The following is a 20,083-nucleotide window of genomic DNA, read 5'->3' on the forward strand; positions in this document are numbered from 1 at the left end:
TCCAATCCATCATGGGTGCAACGCTAAAGCGCCGAGACAATGCGGGGCTTGATCCTGCTGGGCTAAAGCTCTGTTTATCTAGCATTTTAATCAACGTGTTCTGGGCGTGTTTTGGGGCGTTTTCAGGCGTTTTTTAAGGCTCGGTGGTACGATGTACCACTCAAAAACTGACGCGTACCACTTTCGATATGGCGACTATCAGGGCAAGAAAACTGGCAGATGGGACGGTGAGCTATACGGCTCAGATCCGCATCAAGCGCGACGGAGTGCAAGTCTACCAAGAGAGCCAGACCTTCGCCCGAAAACAGGCCGCGCAGGCATGGGCGCGTAAGCGCGAGACGGAGCTGGATGAACCTGGTGCGATCGATCGAGCGAGCCGCAAGGGCGCTACGGTTAAAGAGATGAATGCTCAGTACCTGGTCGAGGTTGAAAAGGCCCGGCCATTGGGCAAGACCAAGCGCGCGACGCTGACAGCCATCGGCGAGACGTACCTGGGCCAGTTGACCGACACGGATATCAACACCCAGACCCTCGTCGACTTTGCCCTCTGGCGAATGAGCAAGGAGGGCGGCGGGGTGCAGCCTCAAACTGCCGGCAATGACCTGGCGCACCTCGGCGCTGTTCTGGCGATTGCCAAAGACGCATGGGGGTACCAGGTCGATCCACTGGCGATGGGCGGCGCCCGCCGAGTACTTCGCAAGCTGGGCTACAACCTGAAAAGCCGGGAGCGTGACCGCCGGCCGACATTGGACGAGCTGGGTAAGGTGCTGACGCATTACCAGGCCATGCAGGTGAGACGTCCGACTGTCACCAATATGCTGAAAGTCGTTGGCTTCGCCCTGTTCTCCACGCGTCGGCTGGATGAAATAACCCGTATTCGCTGGGCGGACGTCGACGAAGCTGGGCAGCGGGTGCTGGTGCGTGATATGAAAAACCCCGGGCAGAAGATCGGCAACGATGTTTGGTGTTACCTGCCGGACGAGGCGTGGCAGATCCTCAAGTCAATGCCGAAGGCCGGCGACGACATATTCCCCTACAGCCCTGAATCAATCTCTACATCCTGGGCAAAAGCGTGCAAGTTCCTGGAAATCGCAGATCTGCACTTCCACGACCTACGTCATGAAGGTATTAGCCGCCTGTTTGAAATGGACTGGGATATTCCGCGTGTGGCGAGTGTTTCCGGCCACAGGGATTGGAATTCAATGCGGCGATACACCCACCTGCGTGGCAAGGGGGACCGCTATTTAGGCTGGGAGTGGCACGAGAAAATATTGAGGGCGCCCGTCCAACTGGGCGCCGCATCAATGAAGTGGCTCAAACGACGTGTTTTAACCCGTTGAGCTGGTTGTGCTCTTTAACCGCGGCGGCACGCTGCAGGTCGAGGTAAGCCGCCAGGTCGGTAAGGTGGATGCCCTTGGCCGACTTCTGACTTTGCTCCAGGCGGGTGATGGGCAACTTGATCTGACCACTCATTACCTTGCGCTGGAACATGTCCGGCGTCAGGTGAGTGAAGTAATCCCGGCAAACCAGCTCCAGCGAGATTATCGCTTGGCCATCGTATTGGGCCATCAGGATAAAGGCTGTATTCATGGTGCAACCTTCAGTAAGTTAGAGGCAGGGATACGTGGCGTAATTGCCTCTGCGTCGAGAAAGACGTCCATTTGTGCAGCACCATCGAGCCTTGCCGAAGCGATCCTGCGTTCAGCCATAGCGGCATATTCGGGGTTCAGTTCGCACAAGATGGATTTACGCCCCTCCTGCATAGCCACTACCGATGTAGTGCCGGCGCCGCCGAACGGGTCAAGCACCAAGCCACCGCGCGGCGCTCCGGCCAGGATGCAGGGGCGTATCAAGTCCGGCGGGAAAGTCGCGAAGTGGGCTCCTTTGAAGCCTACGGTTGGTACAGACCAGACACTTCGTTTGTTGCGAGTATCCAGCGGCCAGCAGCTTTCCTCACGTTCTGGCCGATGTGTGCCCATGGATTGACCAGGAATTGCCTGCTCACGCTTCGAACTGTTTCGTTTGAAGCTATCGCGCTTGCTCCGCACCGCTTTCATTGCACCATTCGATTTTCCAGGCACGCGATCACTGCCAACCTGTTGCTCAATATCCTGAGATAGTCGAGCAATTGAGCTCAGTGCAACGGGCTCCTTGATCGCATTCTGGTCATAATAATAGCGAGGTGACTTGCTCAACAGGAATAAGTATTCGTGCGACTTTGTACACCGGTCCCGAGTGGATTCAGGCATTGGATTTGGCTTATGCCAAATGATGTCCTGCCGCAGATACCAGCCATCATCTTGAAGGGCGAAGGCTAGGCGCCAGGGTATGCCCATCAGGTCTTTCTGTTTTAGCCCTGCCGGTGGCGATCTTCGCTTTCCACGCAACACCGCTCCGCGCGTAGTCTGAGAAACCATGTCGTGCTTACCTGCTGAGCCATTAGGTGCGTAGCCGCCGGCGATTGAAGCGTAGGTATCGCCAATGTTCACCCACACCGTTCCATCATCACGCAGCACCCGCCGAACTTCGCGGAACACTTCCACCAAGCGGGTGATGAATTTTGCCGGCGTTTCCTCCAGGCCGATCTGCCCGTCCATCCCGTAGTCGCGAAGTCCGTAATAAGGAGGGCTGGTAACGCAGGTATGCGCGACACTATCCGGAAGTGTTCGCATCATTTCGATGCAGTCACCGATGAGAACTTCATGAGGTCGATTCAGCATGCTCACCTCCTGTCACATCCTAAACGGTTGATGAATGAACGCCGGCTGAGCCTTATGTTCTGCGTGTTTTGCACTTGCACCCTGGATCTCGCAAACGAACCGATGTCGTTCCCTGTTGGGCGCAGTCAGCGCCTCGGTCAGACTGGGCACGACGTCGACGCATTGCTCGTAGGCGTTAGGGCCATTCCAAGTATCAGCCTTCACAACCTGGCAATCCGTACGGGTCGCGTCCGCGCATAGGTAAAGCAGAAGGAATACGGTCATACGCCAACCTCCTGCTGGGCAACGCTCAGCGCAATCGCCACCGGCTGTACCCAAATCGACACGTTGCTGAGCATGAACGTCTCCCCAGCTTCGGAAAGCAGCAGCGTCAGCCCGAACACGTCGGCCATCGCCCTTGCGGCCGCGCGCGGTACTGCGTTGCCAATCCGCTCCCGGTGGTTGCCGTCGTTGATGCCGTCCAGCATGAAAACCCCCGCCTGTTCGATCTTGCGAACGCGCTGCATCCGCTCGATCTCATGGGCTGTCTGAGGATCCGTTGACCAGTGATCCTCTGGATCAAACAGCGATTGCAGCGCGGCGAGCTCCAGGGTTGTGAACGGGCGGTGCCAGGTGCCGTCAAGGCTGGTGATCATGCAGGTCAACCGGTCATTGGGCGCTGGCATACGCTGATCCGCCACAGACCACCGGCCGTTATCGTGGCAGGCACTGGCGGAAACAGCTCCGGCCGGAGTGTTGTAGTCGACCACGCCGTAATGTCCGCCGGTCAGATAGGCATCGCCCTTGCTGCGCGACATCCCTGGGCGCGGATCTGCGATCGATAACGCGCCGCTTGCAACCTGCTGTGAGCCGGTCACGGTCTTGGCGCTCTCGCACCAGGGCGTGATTCGCAGCTTTTGCGTACTGGCGTTCGGATGCCAGTTTTTATAGGCGGGATCTGCCACAGCGAAAGCGCCTTGCCCGGTGGTGCTGCCGGCGATGACGGTGCCGGCCGGCTTGCTGTAGTCGGTAACCAGGTACTTGCCGAAGCCCTTGGAGGGTTGTCGAGGGTCCGCCACCGCCTGTCCGCCGGAGCTGGGGCCGTGCCCTGCGGTGACAGTGCCGGCGGCTTGGTCGTTGCGAACTACCCGGAACACGTTGTTGTGCCGCTCGCCGCTCATGCGCGGGTCTGCAACGCTGAATGTCCCTTGCCCTGGGCTGCGTTGGCCTGTGACCACACCGCAGTGGCGGTTGTAGGGCAGCACGCCGTATTGGGTGTATTCAAACTTGCTGGTGGGGCGAGGGTCCGCAACGGAAAATTTGCCGTTGGTTGGGCTCGACCGGCCAGCGACGGTTCCGGCGGTGTCCTGCCAGTCGTGCACCCCCATATAACCCGCGCGATATTCCGGCACGATCACGAAGTCGCGCAGGTAACCATCCTCGATCGCAAACCGGCTTAGGCTGCGCCAATCCTTCCCGGCCTCTACCAGGGCAAGGCGTACCCAAGTTTTCCACTGCAACGCTGGCACGCGGTGCATCGGGCCCGCCTGATCGATATCGCCGGCCAGCGGCATGCGGCTTAGCACATCACCGACAGCGCGCAGACTGCGTTTTTCAGGCTCGTACAAAAATGCTGGAACCTGCTCAACGTGCCTGGCCACCAGCAAGAAACGCTTGCGACTCTGTGCCAGCCCGCCAATTTCGCCACAGTCGTGGGTAGTTTCCGCCACGGCGTAGCCGTAATGGCGGAGCAGCTTGGTGATCTGGTCCAGCAGGTAGCGGCCACGGGTCGCCAGGCGCGGCACGTTTTCGAACACGATCAATTTCACCGGTTTGTGTTTCCAGGCTTCGCACATCAGCCACACACACCGCAACGTCAGCTCGTTGAGTGCCCGATATTTGGGTGTCTGGCTCATTGTCTCGGACAGCAGGCCGGATGCGCCCTTGCAGGGGCTGCTGATGAACACCGCGTCCGGGTCTTCGTTGCCGGCCGCGCGGCGCAGATCCTCGGCGGTGGCCTCGATCCAACCGGCAGGCGGCTGTTGGCCGTGAAACGCTGTGTATTGCTCGCGTGTGAACAAATCCATCAGCGTGCCCGGTACGCCGGTCATCATCTGGAAGTCACGAAGGCCGGCCGGATCGACGTCGACGCCGCCCAGGCAGCGCCATTCAGCTTGCACGGGGCCCAGGACGGGTCTGGAGTCGCTGAAGCCAGCGGCGCCGCTACCCAGGCCGCAGCATAGGTGGAAATGGGTGAGGGTACGTTTAAGCATGGTGCTTCTCCTTTCAAGCGGTGGGGGAGTTGCAGCTCCCCGTGTCCCGCCTGTGTTGGGTATCAGTGTGCGTATCGACGCGGTTTGTTTTGTTTGGCCGCTTCACGCTCTGCCATGTATGCAGCCCACTCCGCAGATTTGCGCTGCTGGCGGATACGGCTACATGCCTGGTGTTTGCGGGTGGAGCGAGCCTTACCGCAGATATCGCAACGGCTCGGCAGGTCGAGGCGGTGGCTTGCCATGGCCGGCCGTTCGCGCTCAGGGCTGGCGTGCTCAGGCATTTGCCACCTCAATGGCCTTTAGTTTTGCGAGGCGCGCGGTCTCGTATTCGCTGGCCAGGATCTCTATCGCACCGTCGATCCACCCGCTTGTTGGCTGGCCCGCCGCGACCAGAGAATCGTGCTCGGCTTTATTGATCTGGAAGCCCAGGTGGAAATAAGCGACGCCATTGAGTTCAAACTTGATACCGCCACACAACCAGAGGTTTCCGGTATTAATGCCGAGCCGATCCCAGTAGTCGCTCCCGCTCAGGCGTGCGGGACAATGCTCTTTCCACAGAGCAATAAGGCGCTCGTGTTCCGCCCGAATCGCTGCTCGATCCTCTTTTGAAATACCTTTGCCAGGCTTCGCAGCCGCACGCAGTGAGCGATAGCCGTGGTCATCAGGACGACACCAGTGCACATCCAGATCCGCGCCGCCGCTGAGTTTCACACCGCCGGCGTGGTTGGAGTCAGTACCCCGCATTAGAGCGACCTTGCCGCCGAATATGGAACCGAGAAGGGTCAGTTGGGCTAGGAAAATGTCCTTCTGAACGTAGAAGTCGCGGACAATCGAAACGGTCGCGGGCTCGTTGGACTTGTAGAAGAAGTCGGACATGATCACCGGCCTCCCATAAGCATTCGGGTCAGCTCGTTGGGTTGGCCCTCCGGGGTGAGCTTGGTCAGCGGCAGGGTGATCCGGCGGCCGTTTCCAGCCCGAACTACCGCGAGCGGGCCATTGATCTCGACTATTACGCCCTTGCGGGCACTGAGGCTGTAGCCGTTGCCCTGAGCTTTGATTGCTGTGTAGCTGACCTTGCCGCCGACAGTCAGCGATGTTGTGGTAGCCTCTGCGGTGCCGCCTTGGGGTTGATTCACTTGCATGGTGCTTCTCCTTTGGGTGGTCGGTGTCGAGGGGTTGCAGCCCCTCGGCACCACCTTCCTTATTGGCTTTCGCCGGTTGGGTTTTGCTTCCGCACCAGGTGCAGCAGCAAGTTTTCAAATTCAACAACTTCATCTGTTGCCGACTGCCATTCCAGCACTGCCTGGATCTGATCCCGGCTGCACTCCAGCACCAGAATCTCTTTGTCGCCTACCGCGCGTACCTCCAGGATCGCGATCAACCCGGCTGGGTCGTAGGCTTCTGCGTGAACAATTTTCCCGGACTCGTTAAACCAGTCCTTCAGCTCCTTCAGGTGCCGAAGACGATTGGTTTTGCCCTGTTGGCCGTCACCGGTGATGACCTGTACGTGCATGGTGCTTCTCCTTTGGGTGGCAGGCGTTGCAGCGTCTGCGGATGGTTCGTCACGCCTGGAAGTGCCAGCACTTCACGATGGGTTGTTTGGTGATGACAGCGTTGCTGTTCTTGGCTTGGTGAGCTCGGACCGCGCTATCCGTCGCCTTGTTGGTGTCGATCAGCTTCCTCGAGCGGGAGTCTTTCAGGCGCTCGCGCAGCTCGCTGACGTCGGCAATTTTTTGGCGATGCTCGGCCGCGCACTTCACAAAGTCGTTGAGGTTGATAGCGATGATGTTTTCTTTCTTGCTGTGGTTGACCACCGGGCCGTCGGCGTCGAGGCCTTCTAGGTACTCGTAGACTTCCCAGAATTCAGCCACCACCGGATGGTCGGAGCTGATTGAGGACTGGCGCTCGATCGCCATGCGAATGATCTGCGTGCGGGTGTGGCTGATCTGCGGCTCGGTGAGCGGTACCACCTTGCGCAGGCAATCGAGCAGGGCGAGCATCTGAGCGTGATTTTTGTTGATCCGCTCTACACGGATGTAACCGCGAAGCTTGTTGCCGCAGTGCTGACATTCGGTTTGCTCATCCAGAAACGGGGTCTCGCAGGCGAAGCAATGCGAATGCAGGTTGCGCAATTTCGCCTCGTAGCCAGGGATGCGCTGTGCAAACAGCTCCAGCACTTCCAGCTCTTTGCGCACGGCCTGCAACACGAAGTTGCTGAGTGTCGAGCCTTCCAGTGAGTTGAGCCGGTCTGCCGCCGCACGGCTTTCAGGCGTCACGTTCGGGCGCACAAAGTGCAGCTTCACAATCCGGGTCATGATCGCTTCAGACGCCACGACAGGGGCGTTCTGGCTGATGGCAATCGTGCCGCGAAAAGGGGGTTCGTAGGTCTCGTTGCCGGCGGTTTTTACGCCTTTAGTCGCGAGCGTGCCTCCACCGTAGTAGTCCTTGAGTTCATCCCATTCAAAAGTCTTGGCATGGGCCTTGTCGTCACCGCTGCGGTCCGATTCCAACAGCACGATAGGCATGCCCGAGACCTGGCCCATAAGCCGGCTGCGACCAGCCTTGGTAGATTTGGACGGGTCAAAACCTTCGTAACCGTCACGCCCCGCCAGTTTCCATAGCAGGGTGAGCAGGGTGGTTTTACCAGCACCGGCTTCGCCCGTGGCTTCAAGGAATGGGAAAGATTGATACCGGCTGCGGATCTGTTCAGCGAACAGTGAGCCAAACCAGAAAGTCAGTGCGACGATGCCCTGGGCGCCGAAACACTGCCATAGGAGGCCCAGCCACTGCTGATCGTAGGTTTTACCGTCCTTCTCCAGATCGATCTTCACGCCCTTTTGCAGGGTCTTGAGCTTCAGCTTGCCCATCTCAAAAAACTCCTCCTCGTTGATGTGGATCACCTGGCCTTCGCGGACGGCGACGTCGTTGAACACGTAGCAGTGGTATTCCTTGCTGTAGCCCACGTAGTCGATGGTTTGAACGGTCTTGATGCCGAAAAGCTGGTCTTTCATGAGTTTGTCCAACTGTTGCCCACTGCCGGTGAACACGGCCCCGGCACCCATGCCGAGAAGTCTTTTTTTGAATTCGCTGGCGGCGGCGACCTGGCCACCGGTGAAGGTGTTTTTCACTGAACCGCCGTCGTGGGGGAAGTCGACGCGAAAGAAGTACCAGGACTCGTCGGTAATCTCGTTCCGCTGGAAATAGAGAGCCTTTGGGTAGCAGTTGGCGATTTCGACGACGCAGCCGGCGACGTTCAGCGCCTTCTCTCGGAGCTGCTTTTCACTGAGTGTTTGGGCTTCGTGGTCATCGCTTTTTTCCAGAGCCTGTTTGGCGCTGTTGTATTTCGCGAGGTCCAGCTTCCACCAGTACAGGCGGGAGTCGAAACAGAAGTGAAACTCCTCCCGTTCACGCCACTGATACATGAGCAACGCTTTGTCGCTGGCACTTTCTGCTATCAGCAGGGCGCCCTGGTGACGTGCTTCCTTAAGATCTTTTTCGATGCGATCTGCACGGGCCTTCTCGTCGTCGATGAAGGCCCAGCGCTGATGCAGATCGTTCCAGTCAACCTTTCGTGCATCCGGCTGTGTGACCTGGGCGGCGTCGCAGGTAAAGCCGAGTTCGCGGGCACGCTTCACCCAAGTGCGGGTGTACTTGTGAGCACCTGGCTCGTTGTCCAAGGCCCAAACCAATTTGGGCGTTTTGCCACCGCGAGCGGTGATCAGCGACTTCAGCGATTCCTCTGGAAATGCGTTTGAGGACAGGGCGGCGACGGCTGAGATTCCGTTTTGAATGAGTGCGATGGCATCGAAAATGCCCTCAACAATCCACAGCTCGCCTACTTCCAGCAGATCCAGGCAAGGCGGGCACCACCAATGCCCCTTGTAGCTCTTGAGCGGTTGGAAGCGTGCTTTCTTCTTACCGAAGCGAGAAGGCTGGTCTATCAGGCGCTCCCAGTACCCACCATGTTCCAGGGGAAAACGAACGGTGGCAGAGCCGATATTCAGGTCGCGATCAAAGTAGCTCTCCTGGGTGTACCAGCCCTCGATCAGCTCGACGCGGAAACCCCGAGCAAACGAAAGGTACGCTTTGGCACTGGCGGTTGGCTCGTCACGGGTAGCGGGTGCACGCTTGCTCCAATCGTCGAACAAGTCCGGGTATAGCTCTTTTGTCGGAGCCATGTACCGGCATTTTTCCTCGCGGCCACAGCGGATAAACCAAGGTTCATCGTGGCGGGAAAATAGGCGTTTCTGATTGCACTGCGGGCACGTGCCCTTGCGCATGTAATGCGTGCCTGTCATGTGCTGAAGGCCGTAATCAGACTCCAGGCGATGAAGGACATCAGCCCGGATCTTGTCTTCCATGGGCTTACGTATCACTGCAGACGCTCCGCTGCAGGCACCACGAGCTGCTTTTTCAGCTCGTGGCGCGTCTTGCCAATTCCTGCGAGGTGCGGGTAGTCAGCAAGCACTTTTGGCCCACGCTGACCGTTGGGTACATTCCGGTAGCGATCGGAGTACCAAATATCAGCCATCGTGACTTCGTACTGACTGGTCAACCACAACAGGTAGTGCTGCGCCTGTTGTTCGTCCAGCTCCAGTTTTATGGTGATTTTGCTCATTTCGGCCACCAGTAAGTTGCAAATTTCCCCTACCCACGCGGTGCGGGCATCCATCAGGGATTGGGTTCGGGTTAGTGCGGGAGGTTGTGAGTCAGCAGTAGGCGTGTGGGGAGCAGGCGCGCTGAAACCGGGCGTCGTTGTTGGGTGCAGTTGTCGAGGAGCCAGATCACCGGACGAAATGGCCCGCTGGTGGGATAAATGCCAAGCCACGCCACACGCTTGCAGGTCATGCTTTCGAACTCGGCCACCGCCAGTTCTGCGATGCGCTGCACCAGGTGCGTGGGCACTTCAAGCGACTGGGTCAGGTACCGGCTGCAGTTCTCTAAAAGCTGGCTGTCGCCGGCGAGATGCTCGCAACGGTGACGGTACAGATAGGCCACGGCCGCTTGTTGCATCGCGGCTCGATAGTCGCTGGCGGGGTTGGTAGTTAGGGCGATGGTGTTCATACAGTTGCGGCCTCCATTTCCAGTTGTTCCAGCAGATCGGGTTGATCGTTCTTTGACGTGAGGTTTTGACGTGCAAGGAGCCGAACTTTGGTGGGCGCCATGGGCAAAACCGTGAGGGGGCGCTCAATGCCCGAAGGGCTGAGCTGATATTCCCAAACCAACGAACCGGAGAAGGTGGCGCCGCAAAGCAGGTTGGTGCATTCCGAGTACATCGAGCGGAAACACGGCGTCTGCCCCTCAGAGGTACGGATGCGCATAGAGCTGTTGCAGCAAGGGCACACCAGCTTGTAAGTACTCACTGAACGGCTCCCTGGCTGTAAAGCTGGATGGTTGCAAACACTTCGGCGTACCGGGCTGACATGTACGTGATCAGGGCGGCGACAATCGCGTCGGCCTCACGTTTTTCGATAATCCCGTCATCCAGCGCGGCAGCCATGATCTGGTCGACCTTGCCCCGCTTGACCGAGGCCTTGAGCGAGCGGCTGTACAACTCCACGTTGTCCAGGTTCTCCGGGAGGCTCAGCGGTACAAACATGCCGCCGTACATTGAGGCGATGTAATCGGCCAGGAACGTGGTGCCAGCGACCTGCTCCAGACGGTGGATGTGGTCGTCGGTCAGCGGGCGACTGCCGGCGTTCTCATAAGCCTGGTTGTCGAACTTCTTAAGCGGCATACCGAGGTCTGCTGCGGCGTACATCCGACCGCGAGGGTAGGCGCCGATGACGGCCATGACGACGCTCTTCCTGCTGTCTAGAACTGGGCGTTTCATCTTCTGGTTTCCCCTTGGAGCCAGAGGCCCTAGTTTGTGATCTGGCCGTCTTTGATCCCGAGCAATACAGCTGCTCGATGCGCTTCTCCACGACGGCCTTTCTTACGGCCGTTCAGCAGGTCGCTGACCAGATTTTTGTTCAAGCCATGTTGGCGGCTAAATTCGGCAATGCTTTTACCCTCGCGATCAAGAACCGCGCGGGCTTGCTCGGGGGTCTGTAGGGCATGCATAGTGTTCGTCCGTGTTTAATCGTGTTCGACGAGAAGGATTCTTGGGCAGAAATCTGTTCAAGTCAACTTATTTTGATCAAAAAACTACTCATCTCTTCAGGGGTTGGTGATCGCCTGCGGCAAGAACGCGAGCGGCTGGGTAAAAACCAGACCGATTTCGGGGCCTCCGCTGGAGTTAGCCGTGGTACTCAAAAGGCCTATGAACTTGAGTCCAGCTCCCCCGATGCACGTTATCTTGCTGGGCTTGAGACCTTAGGGGTCGACGTGCGCTATGTGTTGACCGGCTCGCGGGTTGATGCAGATCTCAACGACCTGAGCGACATCGAGGTCACCGTGCTGGGGCATATGCGCGAAATGTCGGATGCTGACCGTGCCACCCTCGCTCACTTGGCGTTTGCCATGGCTCAGGTGTCAAAACCAGAATACAAATGAATCAATTCCAAGGAGGAAACGATGCGTTTTTGCTTAATAATTCCAAGCTTGCTGGCTGTAACTGCTTTTGCTGGCGAAAAAACCGAAACGGTCAGTCAAAACGAGTACGGCGCGAAGTGGCCGTTCACTGTTGAAAAGGTCGAGTTGCTCTGTCAGGAAGGCCCACCTTCGGCTTTAGTCAGAACAGAGGATGGCGGGGTCTATGCGCTGAATGGCAGCGCACGGTCCAGAGCATCAAAGAATGGCTGGCTCGATGGGCAATCGATTACCAAGCCAGACGTAAGCTTCCCTGGCATCAAAATGGATTACAGCGACATCACCGTGCGCGCCATGAAACTCTGCCCTTCCTACGCTGGCTAGAACCACCCGCACGAGTCCCGTTGTCTGAAAGTTGCATTTTTCAATCTGTCCGTAAGGTCTTTTTATGCATGGGCACATGCATATTACGGACGATAGGAGTAATAGCGACATGTTGGATCAACAAGGGCAAATGGGATCGCAAATAGAGCAAGAAGACGGAGTGCTCAATCTGAAGGAACAGATGTTGTTGGTATTGTTCCGGCGCCTTTCGAGCGCCAATCAGGATAGAGTTCTTCGCTGTGCCGAGGTACTTTCCCAAGTCCCTGATGAATAAAAAATCCCCCGGCTAGACCGGGGGATTTTAGTTTCGGGCTGGCTGCGACATTCTCAGGTATTGCTCTGCATCCTCTTCCACTCTCGGTCTACAGCCCGTTTGGCCGTCTTCTCACTGGCATACAACCAATGTAACCGCCTCGGCTTTGTCTGATCCCCCGCCGTAACAGTCTTTTCTTTCCCGGTTTTCTGATCTCGGTAATAGGCAATGATTCCGGTGTAGTTTCCTTTATTGTCGACCGCCAGGTCTTCAACATTGTCTTCCGGTAATTTGCTCTCCAAGTCTAGGCTCACGGTGTAGCCACCATCTGCAGTCAGGCTGTGCTCCACGTTTCCGCCATACCAAATGATCTCGTCGATTTCTTCCTTCACGCCCTGGAGCGTATAGGTGAGTTCGGGTATCAGATCTGGTCGGCCCATTGCGAGGGTGTAGCTGAGGGTGGCGCTGCCACGTTGCAAGCGCCGGAATTCGGCACGGGCTGCGCGCAGTGCGGACTGCTGGTCGCTGTAGGTGTGGCGCAGGTCTTTCAGGTTGTCGCCGCCGCCGGCTATGGCCTCCTGTTTCTTGGCGCTGTTGACGTCGTAGTAGTAGGCGCGCACGCCGTCGTAGCTGTCGCGATCCGCCTGCAGGTAGCGGTGTTGGTCACCCTCTGCACGGGTGAGCGTAATGTGGGGCAGGTCCAGGCCATTTGCGGTCTTGCCACCGCCCGCCGGCAGGCACAACAGGCAACCTGCTTTCACGCTGGCCACCGCGTCAAACTCTTCGCCCAGGCGGCTGATCAGGTTGGCATCGGACTCGTTGGCTTGGTCGAGCTGCAGGATCGGCAACCCATCAAGCGCCCCGGCGATGGTGGCCGTTAGACCGTTGCCAATGGCGATATCGCCCAGGACGTCGCCGAGCGTGGTGTTGCTCCAGCTACGTTCCCGTTTAGTTTTTAGGCCTTTGCGCAGGTCGGCCGAGCGCGCGCGGATGCTGAGCACGTCCGGTGCGCCGCTGTGTTCGGTTTCGTCGACGGTGTAGGTGCCTTTGTCCACCAGGCCAGTGTCGCTCCAGCCCAGCCACAGTCGGAGTACTGCGCCCTTTGGTGGTATCGACAACAGGCCGTCGTGGTCACTGAGCGTAATCGTGAGTTGGTCTGCCTCCACGCCACGGTTGTCGGTCAGCCCCAGGCTCATCAGCCGAGGGCTGACCATGTGGGCGATGTCGTTGCCGTCCACCGACAGACGGAAAGCCGGCACGGGATAAGCCGCGTCCCTTACAAAACGTTCTGCCGTGCCATTGAGGTAGCCGGTGACTTTGGATATTGCTGGGTCGATCACAGCAGCCCCCGCAGGATGTTGAGGCCGGTGCTGGTAGCGGCGCCGAGCAGGTCGATACGGTCATCATCGGTACGTTTCAGGGTCAAGGTGAACTCAATGCGCCGTGGTGTCCCGTCACGGAAAAATAGGGTCTTGGTCTCGCTCAGGCTGTCGATCACCCACAGGCCGTAAATTCGGCCACTGCCCTCGACCATGGGCCAGGCCTTGCCGGTGTTCGCCATCAAGCGCAGGGCGTCCAGGCTGAGCGTACTGCCGGCCAGCTCGGGTAGGATGATGCCGGGGAGGGTTATGGTGTCGTCGCCACGGCCAACAAATTGCAGCGCAGGAGCCGCGCCGACGCGGTTGTTGCTGGCATGGCGCCAATTGGTCTGGCGCTGCAGCTCTTGGTAAGCGAGGGTCGAAAGGCTGAACACGAACATGCCGAGGCTTAGCATCATGGCGATTAATCCCTATCTGACAACTTGCTGCGCTGGCGGGCGCGTTTCTCGTTTTCAATCTTGTTGAGCATGGCGCGCAGGCTTTTTTCCATGGCCTGCACGTCCATGCCAGGCGCTGCAGCGATAGTGATTTGGTAGGTGTCGTGGCTGTCGTAAAGCGTCGATGCTCCTGCGCTGCTGATCGGGGGGCGGTTGTCAACCGCCAATGCCGGCATGGCTGTCGCGGTGAGGGCCAGTGTGCCGGCCGCCGTCAGTTGCTTGCCCATGCTCGACAATGCGTTGAGTGGACCTTTTTGCCCGCCCTCCAGGCCCTTTGTCAGGCCCTCCATGGTGAACCCACCCAGCTCAGCGAACACCCGCGATGGGCTATGGATACCTAGCTTTTCCTTGAACCATCCGATGCTGGAATCGCCGATCGAGCCGATAGCACCTTTCACTGCGCCGAGGCCGGCGGTCAAGCCGTTAACCAGACCGTTGACGATCATGCTGCCGAACTCGGTAAATTTGCCCGGCAGCTCCACGCCGAAGTAATTCATGACGCCGGCAAACGCCTGATAGAACAGCCCCAGTGGGCTGAAGTTGGTGATCAGTTGCAGGATACCCGCCAGGCCCTGGTCAAAGCTGGCCTTGATCGTGGTCCACACGTTGACTGCACCAGTGGCGATTGAGCCGATGCTCTGTAGCAGGGTCATAATCATGTTGCCGATGGCCGAGCCAAAGCGCTGACCCATTGACTGGGCTGCACCACCGACGTCCTCGACCGGCTTGAGTAAGTCACTGAACCAACCGATCACGCCGCTGATGCCTGAAGAAATCATGTTGAACAGCGGGCGGACGATGCTGCCGAGCAGTCGCAAAGCAAAACCCACAATCGGAATGGAATAGGCGGCTTTCGCCAGACTGACCAGCAACTCTCCGAACTTACTGAACCCACCAAGCACTGGTTGCAGGGCTTCGGTGAGCCCCTGCCAGAAGCCCAGGAAGAACCCCTTGATCGGCTTCCAGTATTTGTAAATCAGCACCGCAGCCACTACCAGGCCCGCGACAGCGGCCATCAGCCACCCGACCGGGGTAGCAAGAATTGCGGCGCCGACCATGCTGATTGCGCCACCCAGCATCGGTAACACGCTGACTGCCGCAAACCGCGCGGAACTGATCAACGTTGGGATGACGGTCATCATGCCGCCAGCGGCCCGACTGGCCGTGACCGTCTTCCAGATTCGTCCCATCCGGCCGACCTCTACGCCGGCGCCGGCGGCCGCGATACGGGTACCGATCAGTTGAGTTTTGATACTGCCCAAGCGAATGCCAAACATCGCCATGCCGTAACGCAGCACCGCGAAGGGACCGAGCATGCTTGCCATGGTCAAGGCCAGGGTGCCGAATACCACGGCAGCAATTGCTACAGCTGCGACGACTTTGACGAGGCCGCCCGCTAACTTTGGGTTTTCACGGGCCCAGGTGCCGATTCTATTTGCGATTTCACCTGCGGTATTGATCAGCTCTTTCAGCTCAGGGGCAACGGCAGCACCGAACTCAGCCATGGCGTTGGTGAAGCTGCCCTCAGCGGCTTCCATTACGTTGGTGAGCGTGCCGAGTTGTTCGTTGACGCGGGTGCGCAAATCGGCTTGGGATTGCAGCTTTTGCTGCACTTCGTGATACCCGGCCAGCCCTTTGTTCATCATTGTGGTCAAGGCGCGCATGGTTTCGGCGTCGTCACCGAAGAGCTTCTTGATGATCTCTTTACGGTCCTCATCGTTGAAGGCTTTCAGCTTGTCGACTTGAGCGTATAAATTTTCTAGACCCGCGAAATTCCCCTTTTCATTGGTGAACTTGAAGGAAACAGCCTTGCCGCTGGATTTCGCGATGGCGTTGGCTTTTTCAACCTTATCCTTGTCTAAACCGGCGTCGAAAATTTTGCGGAAGGCATTGCCCGCCGAACCTCCTTCCATGCCTGCCTGATCCATCATAACTAGGAGGGGGCCCAATTCCTTAGCTGCATCAAGTCCTGCTTTTCTGATGTTATCCATGACGGGTGCGATATTGCTGAAGCCCTGTAGCATGTTGCCTGGGTCAACACCGGCATAGAACCCGCGCTGGATAGTATCCATCAGCCCCATCATGTCTTTTTCTGCTGTGCCAGTAGCATCCTGCATTTTGGCGGCAAACTCCGCCGCTTCCGTGGCTCCCATATTCAACTGGACGCCAAGGTATGCAGCGGCTTCGCCGGTACCACCAAGGATGCTTTGAGCGCTAATGCCCTGGCGGCGGAGCATGGTCATCATGTTCTGAAAATCGGCGGTGGTGCCTGGAAGCCGGTCGCCAAGCTTGGTGGCCAGGTCGGTGATCTTCTGGAAGTCCTCCGACACTTTGCCGGTGTCGTCCATCATCGACACCTTGAGCTGCGTGGCCGAGTCTTCGTTGGGCGCGAAGGCTTTGATTGCCGACACCACCGGGCGGCTGGCGGCGTATCCAGCTCCCAGACCGGCCGCACCTGATACGGCCATGCTGCCGGCCAAGCTCTGGGTTTTATCGTAGGCGGCGCGTGCCTTCGCCAGGCTGTCCTGCTTGCGCTTCAGGGCATCCAGCCTGTCCATCTGCAATTTCATGGCCTGAGTAGCACTGTCCATGTCGCGCTTAAGCTTCAGCTCGGAGGCGCCCAAAGCGTTGGTGTTGATGCCGGCGGTTTTGAGTTGCGCGCCAAGGCTGGAGAGTTTGCCTTGCTGCTGGCCGTACTGTTCGCCCAAGCGTTTCGACTCGGCGGTGTGCTGCTTCAGCAGCGCGAGCTGGTCCTTGAAAGGCGTTTCCAGGCGGCGGATCTCTTCACGCAGGCTGGAGTGGCCGGCACGGCTGGTGCGCAGTTGCGCGTTGTTCAGAGTGAAGCGGTCGGCCAGGGTTTTTTCCTTGGCTGCGAGCTGATCCAGCTGGGCCTTACGTTCCCGCTGGGCCGCTGTGAGGCGCGTGTATTCGCCGTGTTGCTCGCGGGTCAGGGCGTTGCCTTTTTGCATCACTGCGTTAAGCGCGGCGATCTGGCTGGCGGATTGACGGTGCTCGTCGCTCATTAAACCCAGGGCGTTGCGTGTCCCTGTGAGTTCGCGCTTGAGGTCAGCCTGACTGGTTTTGAGTGCGTCAACGTTCTGCCGGGATTTGTCGAACAGCGCCTGCGTTGGAGCGAGCTGCTGGCGAACTTTGGCTGTCTCGCGGGCGAGCTGGCCCACCTTGGTATTGTTGGCGGCGAGCGCTTCGGACGTCGCGCGCGTGGCGGCCTGCATCTCGCGCCAGGCACTTACGTCGCGTTGCTGAGTGTTGAGTTCTTTCAGGCGGTCACGGGCGGCCTTGAGTGCGCGGGCGGTCTCCTTGCTGCCGCCCGTGATTTTGTTCAGCGGGCCTGTTGCCTGGTCGATGGCGCTGAGCAGCACCTGAAGTCTCAGATCATTCGCCATCGGTGGAACTCCGCACCCTGGCGCGCTCGCGCCAGTCCATCAGGTCTTGCAGGCCCAACTGATCCATATCAGCCGGAGCCCAGTGAAAAACCACGGCCAGGTCGGCCATGGCGTCCTCTACGCGACGAGGGATGCATCCGTCTTCGCCGACTTCTGCAACAAAAAACCGGAGATCTTGCTACTCAGGGCCAGCAGGTCGGCCGGGTCCATGCCTGCCACTTCGACGGCGGTGATGCTCGGTGCGCTGATGCGCGGCAGGACCTTGATCAAGCTGCCGACGTCCATCTGCAGCAGCTCCACCAGGCTTACGCCGCGCAGCTCACCGGAGTTCGGCTTGCGCAGGGTGATGCTTTCGATACTGGTGGTACCTCGGCGGATCGGTGTGTCGAGGGTGACGGTGTTGTCATCGGCCATCGGCTGTACATCAGGTTGTTCGGTGATTTCGGGCTTCATTGGATTTGCTCCTGGTGATTAAAGGCGTTGCGATCGATGCGGCGGGTCAAATGCCCATGGCGGTGCGGTGCTTCTCCAGCATGTCCACGCCGTTGACCTTCTCGACGAAGTTGAGCAGGTCGATTTCGATGATTTCTTCGCCATCCACGGTCAGCTTGTAATAGCTGCAGGTGGTGGTCATTGAGTGTTCGGTGTCCTCACCGGGCTGGGCGTCGCCCATTTCGATGGTCTCGTGGCGACCGCGCACGACCACTTCCACATTGCTGACTTCGCCGGTGTCGTCTTGCTGGTAGGGGCCAGAGAAACGCAGGGCAACGCCCGTTGCATTGACTGCGCCGAACTGGCGCAGGGAGATCAGGTCAAGGCCACCGGTCTTCCATTCAAACTGGATACCGTCGTCGGACATACCCAAGTCGGCCTTCACTGGGCCATTCATACCGCCGCCGCGATAGGCTTCCATCTTGCGGCCCAGGGAGGGCAGGGTGACGGACTTCACCAAGCCGAGATAACTGTTGCCGTCGTTGAACATGTTGAGGTTTTTGAGTTTGCGAGGCATTGCCATGGCAGTGTTCTCCGGGAGTCGGGTTCAGGGTGAACTCCCCTTGCGGGGAGGCCCGGTTTAGCTGTTGATGCCTTTGGCGAAGTCGATCAGGTAGCGGTCGGTGATTCGCTGGCGGAAGGTGAGGTCTTCAAGCGGCGGCACGGGGGTGTAGTCGTAATCCACCCAGAGCTTGCCGGCCTTGAGGGTGTCTTTGGTGTTAATGTCATCCGGGTACCAGCAACTGCCGCCGATCAGGTAACCCTGGGATTTCATCTCGCGCATCTTGGCGTTCACGCCCTCGACCAGGTCGCGCACCAGGGATGCGTGCATCGGTCGGTCAATCGCCCACATGTGCGCCTCGGCCATGGTGTCAGCGAGGATCTGCGCAGTCCGGGTGTAGTTTTCGAAGGCGAACAACGGATCGTCGCTGCAGGTGCGACTGCCCCAGAAGCGGAAGCCGTTGGCGTTGATCAGCGTGGTGACTTCGTTGCTGTTGAGGTAGTTGGCATCGGTGGCCGGGTTCTGCAGATCCCAGAACACGTCGGCACTGATGCCGATGACGCCGCTGACGGCCACGTTGGACAGGGTTTTATGCCAGCCTGTCTCCTGATCGATCTTGGCGCGCAGGCCCAGGGCACGCGCCACAGCTGAAGCCGTCGTGGTCTTGTTGGCGACGGTGTCCCAGTTCAAAAATTCCGGCCAGATCACCATGACTTCGCGGGCGCCGAAGTTCTCACGGTAGGCAACCACCTCTTCCTTGGTCTTGCAGTTCCAGGCACTGACGTAGGCAAAGGCGCGCAGGTCTTTGGCGATGGCGACCAGAGCGGTGGCCACCGGCAAACTGTCCAGGCCTGGCACGCCGAGAATGCGAGGCGTCAAGCCAAGCCGCGCCTTGGCGGCGAGTAGGGCCTTCATGCCGGTGTACTGGCCGGTTGGAGTGGTGCCGCCGATCAGGGCGCTGGTAGTGGCTGCGGCGTCGGCGCCTTCCTTGACACGCACAACGATGACGTAGGGTTTGGTCTGGTCGGCGATGCCTTGCAGGCTCGCGGCCAAGGTGCCCTTGACGCCTGCTTTGCCGACGGCGGTCTGCACATTGCTGATCAGGACGGGCGTGTCCAGCGGGAATACGAGCGGGTCCGCATCTTCAGCCGTGCAAACCATGCCGATGACTGCGGTGGGAATAGTGCGAATGGGGCGGGTGCCGTCGTTGAGTTCGATGACCCGCACGCCGTGGAGATAATCGGCCATGGGTTGGTGCCTGCGCTGTGATGGAATGACAGTGCACAGGCTGCCGCGCGCGCGCCGAATGGGCGAGCGCGCAGGCTTGTAGAGCAAGGCGCTACAGGGCGACGTGTCAGCGGACTTGTTCGATGATCCAGTCTGGCGCGGTTGGTCGAGACTCTGCAGCGGGAAAGTCTTTTGCGGCGGGCCAGTCACGCAATGCCTGGAGGTAGTCGAGTAGCTCACCAGACTGCTCTGGGGTCAACGTGGTGGCGCGCTCAGAATCCACCTCGTCCCTGTGACGCTCGCGTAACCATTTGAGGCTTTCAATTTCAGCGTCACGCCATTGCCTGGCAGCGGCCGCAAGACTTTCAGCGGAAGGGGCGGGCGCGTCTATCAGGATAGGGCGCCCTTTACTGTCAGCACTGATTCGTTTGCCAGCTGCTTCACCTTCCAACATTTCCTGACGTTTTTCATAAGTGATCTCAACGGCTCCCTCCGGGATGGGCGGGTTGATTGAGTCGTCATAAAAACCGCCAGTGTGTGCGTAAAAAAACAGCATGAGATC

24 protein-coding genes are annotated in these 20,083 nt (G+C 58.7%); 3 read left to right on the forward strand and 21 right to left on the reverse strand.

Annotation, left to right across the window (positions count from 1 at the left end):
- Positions 1 to 188 precede the first annotated feature (188 nt).
- On the forward strand, positions 189 to 1,340 hold the full coding sequence (locus ACP7A2_RS24225) for a tyrosine-type recombinase/integrase (RefSeq protein ID WP_426136321.1): 1,152 nt from the start codon (positions 189 to 191) through the stop codon (positions 1,338 to 1,340).
- Here ACP7A2_RS24225 and ACP7A2_RS24230 read toward each other — a convergent pair.
- The 13 genes from ACP7A2_RS24230 to ACP7A2_RS24290 all read right to left on the reverse strand — a co-directional run bounded on the left by ACP7A2_RS24230 (position 1,315) and on the right by ACP7A2_RS24290 (position 11,035).
- Positions 1,315 to 1,590: a pyocin activator PrtN family protein gene (locus tag ACP7A2_RS24230; RefSeq protein ID WP_426136322.1), complete on the reverse strand. Its 276-nt coding sequence runs from the start codon at positions 1,588 to 1,590 to the stop codon at positions 1,315 to 1,317. The two genes, ACP7A2_RS24225 and ACP7A2_RS24230, sit on opposite strands and share 26 nt — an antisense overlap.
- Positions 1,587 to 2,720: a DNA-methyltransferase gene (locus ACP7A2_RS24235; RefSeq protein ID WP_426136323.1), complete on the reverse strand. Its 1,134-nt coding sequence runs from the start codon at positions 2,718 to 2,720 to the stop codon at positions 1,587 to 1,589. Before ACP7A2_RS24235 ends, ACP7A2_RS24230 begins: the two co-directional genes overlap by 4 nt.
- Before the next feature lie 260 nt (positions 2,721 to 2,980).
- Entirely contained in the window at positions 2,981 to 4,972 is a 1,992-nt protein-coding gene (locus ACP7A2_RS24240; RefSeq protein ID WP_426136324.1) for a DNA cytosine methyltransferase, read from the reverse strand.
- A 62-nt stretch (positions 4,973 to 5,034) separates the two neighbouring features.
- Positions 5,035 to 5,253, reverse strand: a complete 219-nt coding sequence (locus tag ACP7A2_RS24245) for a hypothetical protein (RefSeq protein ID WP_426136325.1) — start codon at positions 5,251 to 5,253, stop codon at positions 5,035 to 5,037.
- Positions 5,246 to 5,848 carry a hypothetical protein gene (locus ACP7A2_RS24250; RefSeq protein ID WP_426136326.1) on the reverse strand — a complete coding sequence of 201 codons (603 nt, stop codon included), beginning with the start codon at positions 5,846 to 5,848 and terminating at the stop codon, positions 5,246 to 5,248. Before ACP7A2_RS24250 ends, ACP7A2_RS24245 begins: the two co-directional genes overlap by 8 nt.
- Before the next feature lie 2 nt (positions 5,849 to 5,850).
- Positions 5,851 to 6,114 carry a hypothetical protein gene (locus tag ACP7A2_RS24255; protein WP_426136327.1) on the reverse strand — a complete coding sequence of 88 codons (264 nt, stop codon included), beginning with the start codon at positions 6,112 to 6,114 and terminating at the stop codon, positions 5,851 to 5,853.
- Between the two features lie 59 nt (positions 6,115 to 6,173).
- Entirely contained in the window at positions 6,174 to 6,485 is a 312-nt protein-coding gene (locus ACP7A2_RS24260; protein WP_426136328.1) for a hypothetical protein, read from the reverse strand.
- Positions 6,486 to 6,534: 49 nt separating this feature from the next.
- Complete coding sequence (locus tag ACP7A2_RS24265) at positions 6,535 to 9,333, reverse strand: toprim domain-containing protein (RefSeq protein ID WP_426136329.1); 2,799 nt, start codon at positions 9,331 to 9,333, stop codon at positions 6,535 to 6,537.
- Between the two features lie 11 nt (positions 9,334 to 9,344).
- Positions 9,345 to 9,590 carry a hypothetical protein gene (locus tag ACP7A2_RS24270; RefSeq protein WP_426136330.1) on the reverse strand — a complete coding sequence of 82 codons (246 nt, stop codon included), beginning with the start codon at positions 9,588 to 9,590 and terminating at the stop codon, positions 9,345 to 9,347.
- Between the two features lie 71 nt (positions 9,591 to 9,661).
- Positions 9,662 to 10,036: a hypothetical protein gene (locus ACP7A2_RS24275; RefSeq protein ID WP_426136331.1), complete on the reverse strand. Its 375-nt coding sequence runs from the start codon at positions 10,034 to 10,036 to the stop codon at positions 9,662 to 9,664.
- Positions 10,033 to 10,335: an ogr/Delta-like zinc finger family protein gene (locus ACP7A2_RS24280; protein ID WP_426136332.1), complete on the reverse strand. Its 303-nt coding sequence runs from the start codon at positions 10,333 to 10,335 to the stop codon at positions 10,033 to 10,035. The genes ACP7A2_RS24275 and ACP7A2_RS24280 overlap by 4 nt, the downstream gene beginning before the upstream one ends.
- Complete coding sequence (locus tag ACP7A2_RS24285) at positions 10,332 to 10,805, reverse strand: YmfL family putative regulatory protein (RefSeq protein WP_426136333.1); 474 nt, start codon at positions 10,803 to 10,805, stop codon at positions 10,332 to 10,334. The genes ACP7A2_RS24280 and ACP7A2_RS24285 overlap by 4 nt, the downstream gene beginning before the upstream one ends.
- 29 nt (positions 10,806 to 10,834) lie before the next feature.
- The gene (locus tag ACP7A2_RS24290; protein ID WP_017477234.1) at positions 10,835 to 11,035 is read right to left on the reverse strand and encodes a DNA-binding protein; all 201 of its coding nucleotides are present in this window, start codon (positions 11,033 to 11,035) and stop codon (positions 10,835 to 10,837) included.
- A gap of 21 nt (positions 11,036 to 11,056) precedes the next feature.
- On the opposite strand from ACP7A2_RS24290, the gene ACP7A2_RS24295 reads away from it, so the two are divergent.
- The gene (locus ACP7A2_RS24295) at positions 11,057 to 11,467 is read left to right on the forward strand and encodes a helix-turn-helix domain-containing protein (protein WP_426136334.1); all 411 of its coding nucleotides are present in this window, start codon (positions 11,057 to 11,059) and stop codon (positions 11,465 to 11,467) included.
- A 21-nt stretch (positions 11,468 to 11,488) separates the two neighbouring features.
- On the forward strand, positions 11,489 to 11,827 hold the full coding sequence (locus ACP7A2_RS24300) for a DUF2511 domain-containing protein (protein WP_426136335.1): 339 nt from the start codon (positions 11,489 to 11,491) through the stop codon (positions 11,825 to 11,827).
- A 327-nt stretch (positions 11,828 to 12,154) separates the two neighbouring features.
- Here ACP7A2_RS24300 and ACP7A2_RS24305 read toward each other — a convergent pair whose 3' ends face one another.
- The 8 genes from ACP7A2_RS24305 to ACP7A2_RS24340 form a co-directional block, all read right to left on the reverse strand.
- Positions 12,155 to 13,420 (reverse strand): phage late control D family protein, encoded by a 1,266-nt coding sequence (locus ACP7A2_RS24305; protein WP_426136337.1) that lies wholly within the window; start codon positions 13,418 to 13,420, stop codon positions 12,155 to 12,157.
- Entirely contained in the window at positions 13,417 to 13,857 is a 441-nt protein-coding gene (locus tag ACP7A2_RS24310) for a phage tail protein (protein ID WP_426136338.1), read from the reverse strand. The genes ACP7A2_RS24305 and ACP7A2_RS24310 overlap by 4 nt, the downstream gene beginning before the upstream one ends.
- Positions 13,858 to 13,862: 5 nt before the next feature.
- Entirely contained in the window at positions 13,863 to 17,300 is a 3,438-nt protein-coding gene (locus tag ACP7A2_RS24315) for a phage tail tape measure protein (RefSeq protein ID WP_426136339.1), read from the reverse strand.
- On the reverse strand, positions 17,290 to 17,409 hold the full coding sequence (locus tag ACP7A2_RS24320) for a GpE family phage tail protein (protein WP_080520579.1): 120 nt from the start codon (positions 17,407 to 17,409) through the stop codon (positions 17,290 to 17,292). Before ACP7A2_RS24320 ends, ACP7A2_RS24315 begins: the two co-directional genes overlap by 11 nt.
- Positions 17,410 to 17,417: 8 nt before the next feature.
- Positions 17,418 to 17,753 (reverse strand): phage tail assembly protein, encoded by a 336-nt coding sequence (locus ACP7A2_RS24325; protein ID WP_426136340.1) that lies wholly within the window; start codon positions 17,751 to 17,753, stop codon positions 17,418 to 17,420.
- 46 nt (positions 17,754 to 17,799) lie between these two features.
- A complete protein-coding gene (locus ACP7A2_RS24330; protein ID WP_426136341.1) occupies positions 17,800 to 18,315 on the reverse strand; it encodes a phage major tail tube protein in 516 nt (171 codons plus the stop codon).
- A gap of 57 nt (positions 18,316 to 18,372) precedes the next feature.
- A complete protein-coding gene (locus ACP7A2_RS24335) occupies positions 18,373 to 19,542 on the reverse strand; it encodes a phage tail sheath protein (RefSeq protein ID WP_426136342.1) in 1,170 nt (389 codons plus the stop codon).
- 106 nt (positions 19,543 to 19,648) lie between these two features.
- Positions 19,649 to 20,077 carry a phage tail assembly chaperone gene (locus ACP7A2_RS24340; RefSeq protein ID WP_426136344.1) on the reverse strand — a complete coding sequence of 143 codons (429 nt, stop codon included), beginning with the start codon at positions 20,075 to 20,077 and terminating at the stop codon, positions 19,649 to 19,651.
- Between the last annotated feature and the right edge of the window lie 6 nt (positions 20,078 to 20,083).

This window comes from Pseudomonas sp. PWP3-1b2, assembly GCF_049896045.1.
Taxonomy (GTDB): domain Bacteria; phylum Pseudomonadota; class Gammaproteobacteria; order Pseudomonadales; family Pseudomonadaceae; genus Aquipseudomonas; species Aquipseudomonas antarctica_B.

Bases quoted from the DNA above. Each gene is read 5' to 3' on its own strand.
- ACP7A2_RS24225 (WP_426136321.1), top strand. From the start codon at position 189: ATGGCGACTATCAGGGCAAGAAAACTGGCAGATGGGACGGTGAGCTAT.
- ACP7A2_RS24230 (WP_426136322.1), bottom strand. From the start codon at position 1,590: ATGAATACAGCCTTTATCCTGATGGCCCAATACGATGGCCAAGCGATA.
- ACP7A2_RS24235 (WP_426136323.1), bottom strand. From the start codon at position 2,720: ATGCTGAATCGACCTCATGAAGTTCTCATCGGTGACTGCATCGAAATG.
- ACP7A2_RS24240 (WP_426136324.1), bottom strand. From the start codon at position 4,972: ATGCTTAAACGTACCCTCACCCATTTCCACCTATGCTGCGGCCTGGGT.
- ACP7A2_RS24245 (WP_426136325.1), bottom strand. From the start codon at position 5,253: ATGCCTGAGCACGCCAGCCCTGAGCGCGAACGGCCGGCCATGGCAAGC.
- ACP7A2_RS24250 (WP_426136326.1), bottom strand. From the start codon at position 5,848: ATGTCCGACTTCTTCTACAAGTCCAACGAGCCCGCGACCGTTTCGATT.
- ACP7A2_RS24255 (WP_426136327.1), bottom strand. From the start codon at position 6,114: ATGCAAGTGAATCAACCCCAAGGCGGCACCGCAGAGGCTACCACAACA.
- ACP7A2_RS24260 (WP_426136328.1), bottom strand. From the start codon at position 6,485: ATGCACGTACAGGTCATCACCGGTGACGGCCAACAGGGCAAAACCAAT.
- ACP7A2_RS24265 (WP_426136329.1), bottom strand. From the start codon at position 9,333: ATGGAAGACAAGATCCGGGCTGATGTCCTTCATCGCCTGGAGTCTGAT.
- ACP7A2_RS24270 (WP_426136330.1), bottom strand. From the start codon at position 9,590: ATGAGCAAAATCACCATAAAACTGGAGCTGGACGAACAACAGGCGCAG.
- ACP7A2_RS24275 (WP_426136331.1), bottom strand. From the start codon at position 10,036: ATGAACACCATCGCCCTAACTACCAACCCCGCCAGCGACTATCGAGCC.
- ACP7A2_RS24285 (WP_426136333.1), bottom strand. From the start codon at position 10,805: ATGAAACGCCCAGTTCTAGACAGCAGGAAGAGCGTCGTCATGGCCGTC.
- ACP7A2_RS24290 (WP_017477234.1), bottom strand. From the start codon at position 11,035: ATGCATGCCCTACAGACCCCCGAGCAAGCCCGCGCGGTTCTTGATCGC.
- ACP7A2_RS24300 (WP_426136335.1), top strand. From the start codon at position 11,489: ATGCGTTTTTGCTTAATAATTCCAAGCTTGCTGGCTGTAACTGCTTTT.
- ACP7A2_RS24310 (WP_426136338.1), bottom strand. From the start codon at position 13,857: ATGATGCTAAGCCTCGGCATGTTCGTGTTCAGCCTTTCGACCCTCGCT.
- ACP7A2_RS24315 (WP_426136339.1), bottom strand. From the start codon at position 17,300: ATGGCGAATGATCTGAGACTTCAGGTGCTGCTCAGCGCCATCGACCAG.
- ACP7A2_RS24320 (WP_080520579.1), bottom strand. From the start codon at position 17,409: ATGGCCGACCTGGCCGTGGTTTTTCACTGGGCTCCGGCTGATATGGAT.
- ACP7A2_RS24325 (WP_426136340.1), bottom strand. From the start codon at position 17,753: ATGAAGCCCGAAATCACCGAACAACCTGATGTACAGCCGATGGCCGAT.
- ACP7A2_RS24330 (WP_426136341.1), bottom strand. From the start codon at position 18,315: ATGGCAATGCCTCGCAAACTCAAAAACCTCAACATGTTCAACGACGGC.
- ACP7A2_RS24335 (WP_426136342.1), bottom strand. From the start codon at position 19,542: ATGGCCGATTATCTCCACGGCGTGCGGGTCATCGAACTCAACGACGGC.
- ACP7A2_RS24340 (WP_426136344.1), bottom strand. From the start codon at position 20,077: ATGCTGTTTTTTTACGCACACACTGGCGGTTTTTATGACGACTCAATC.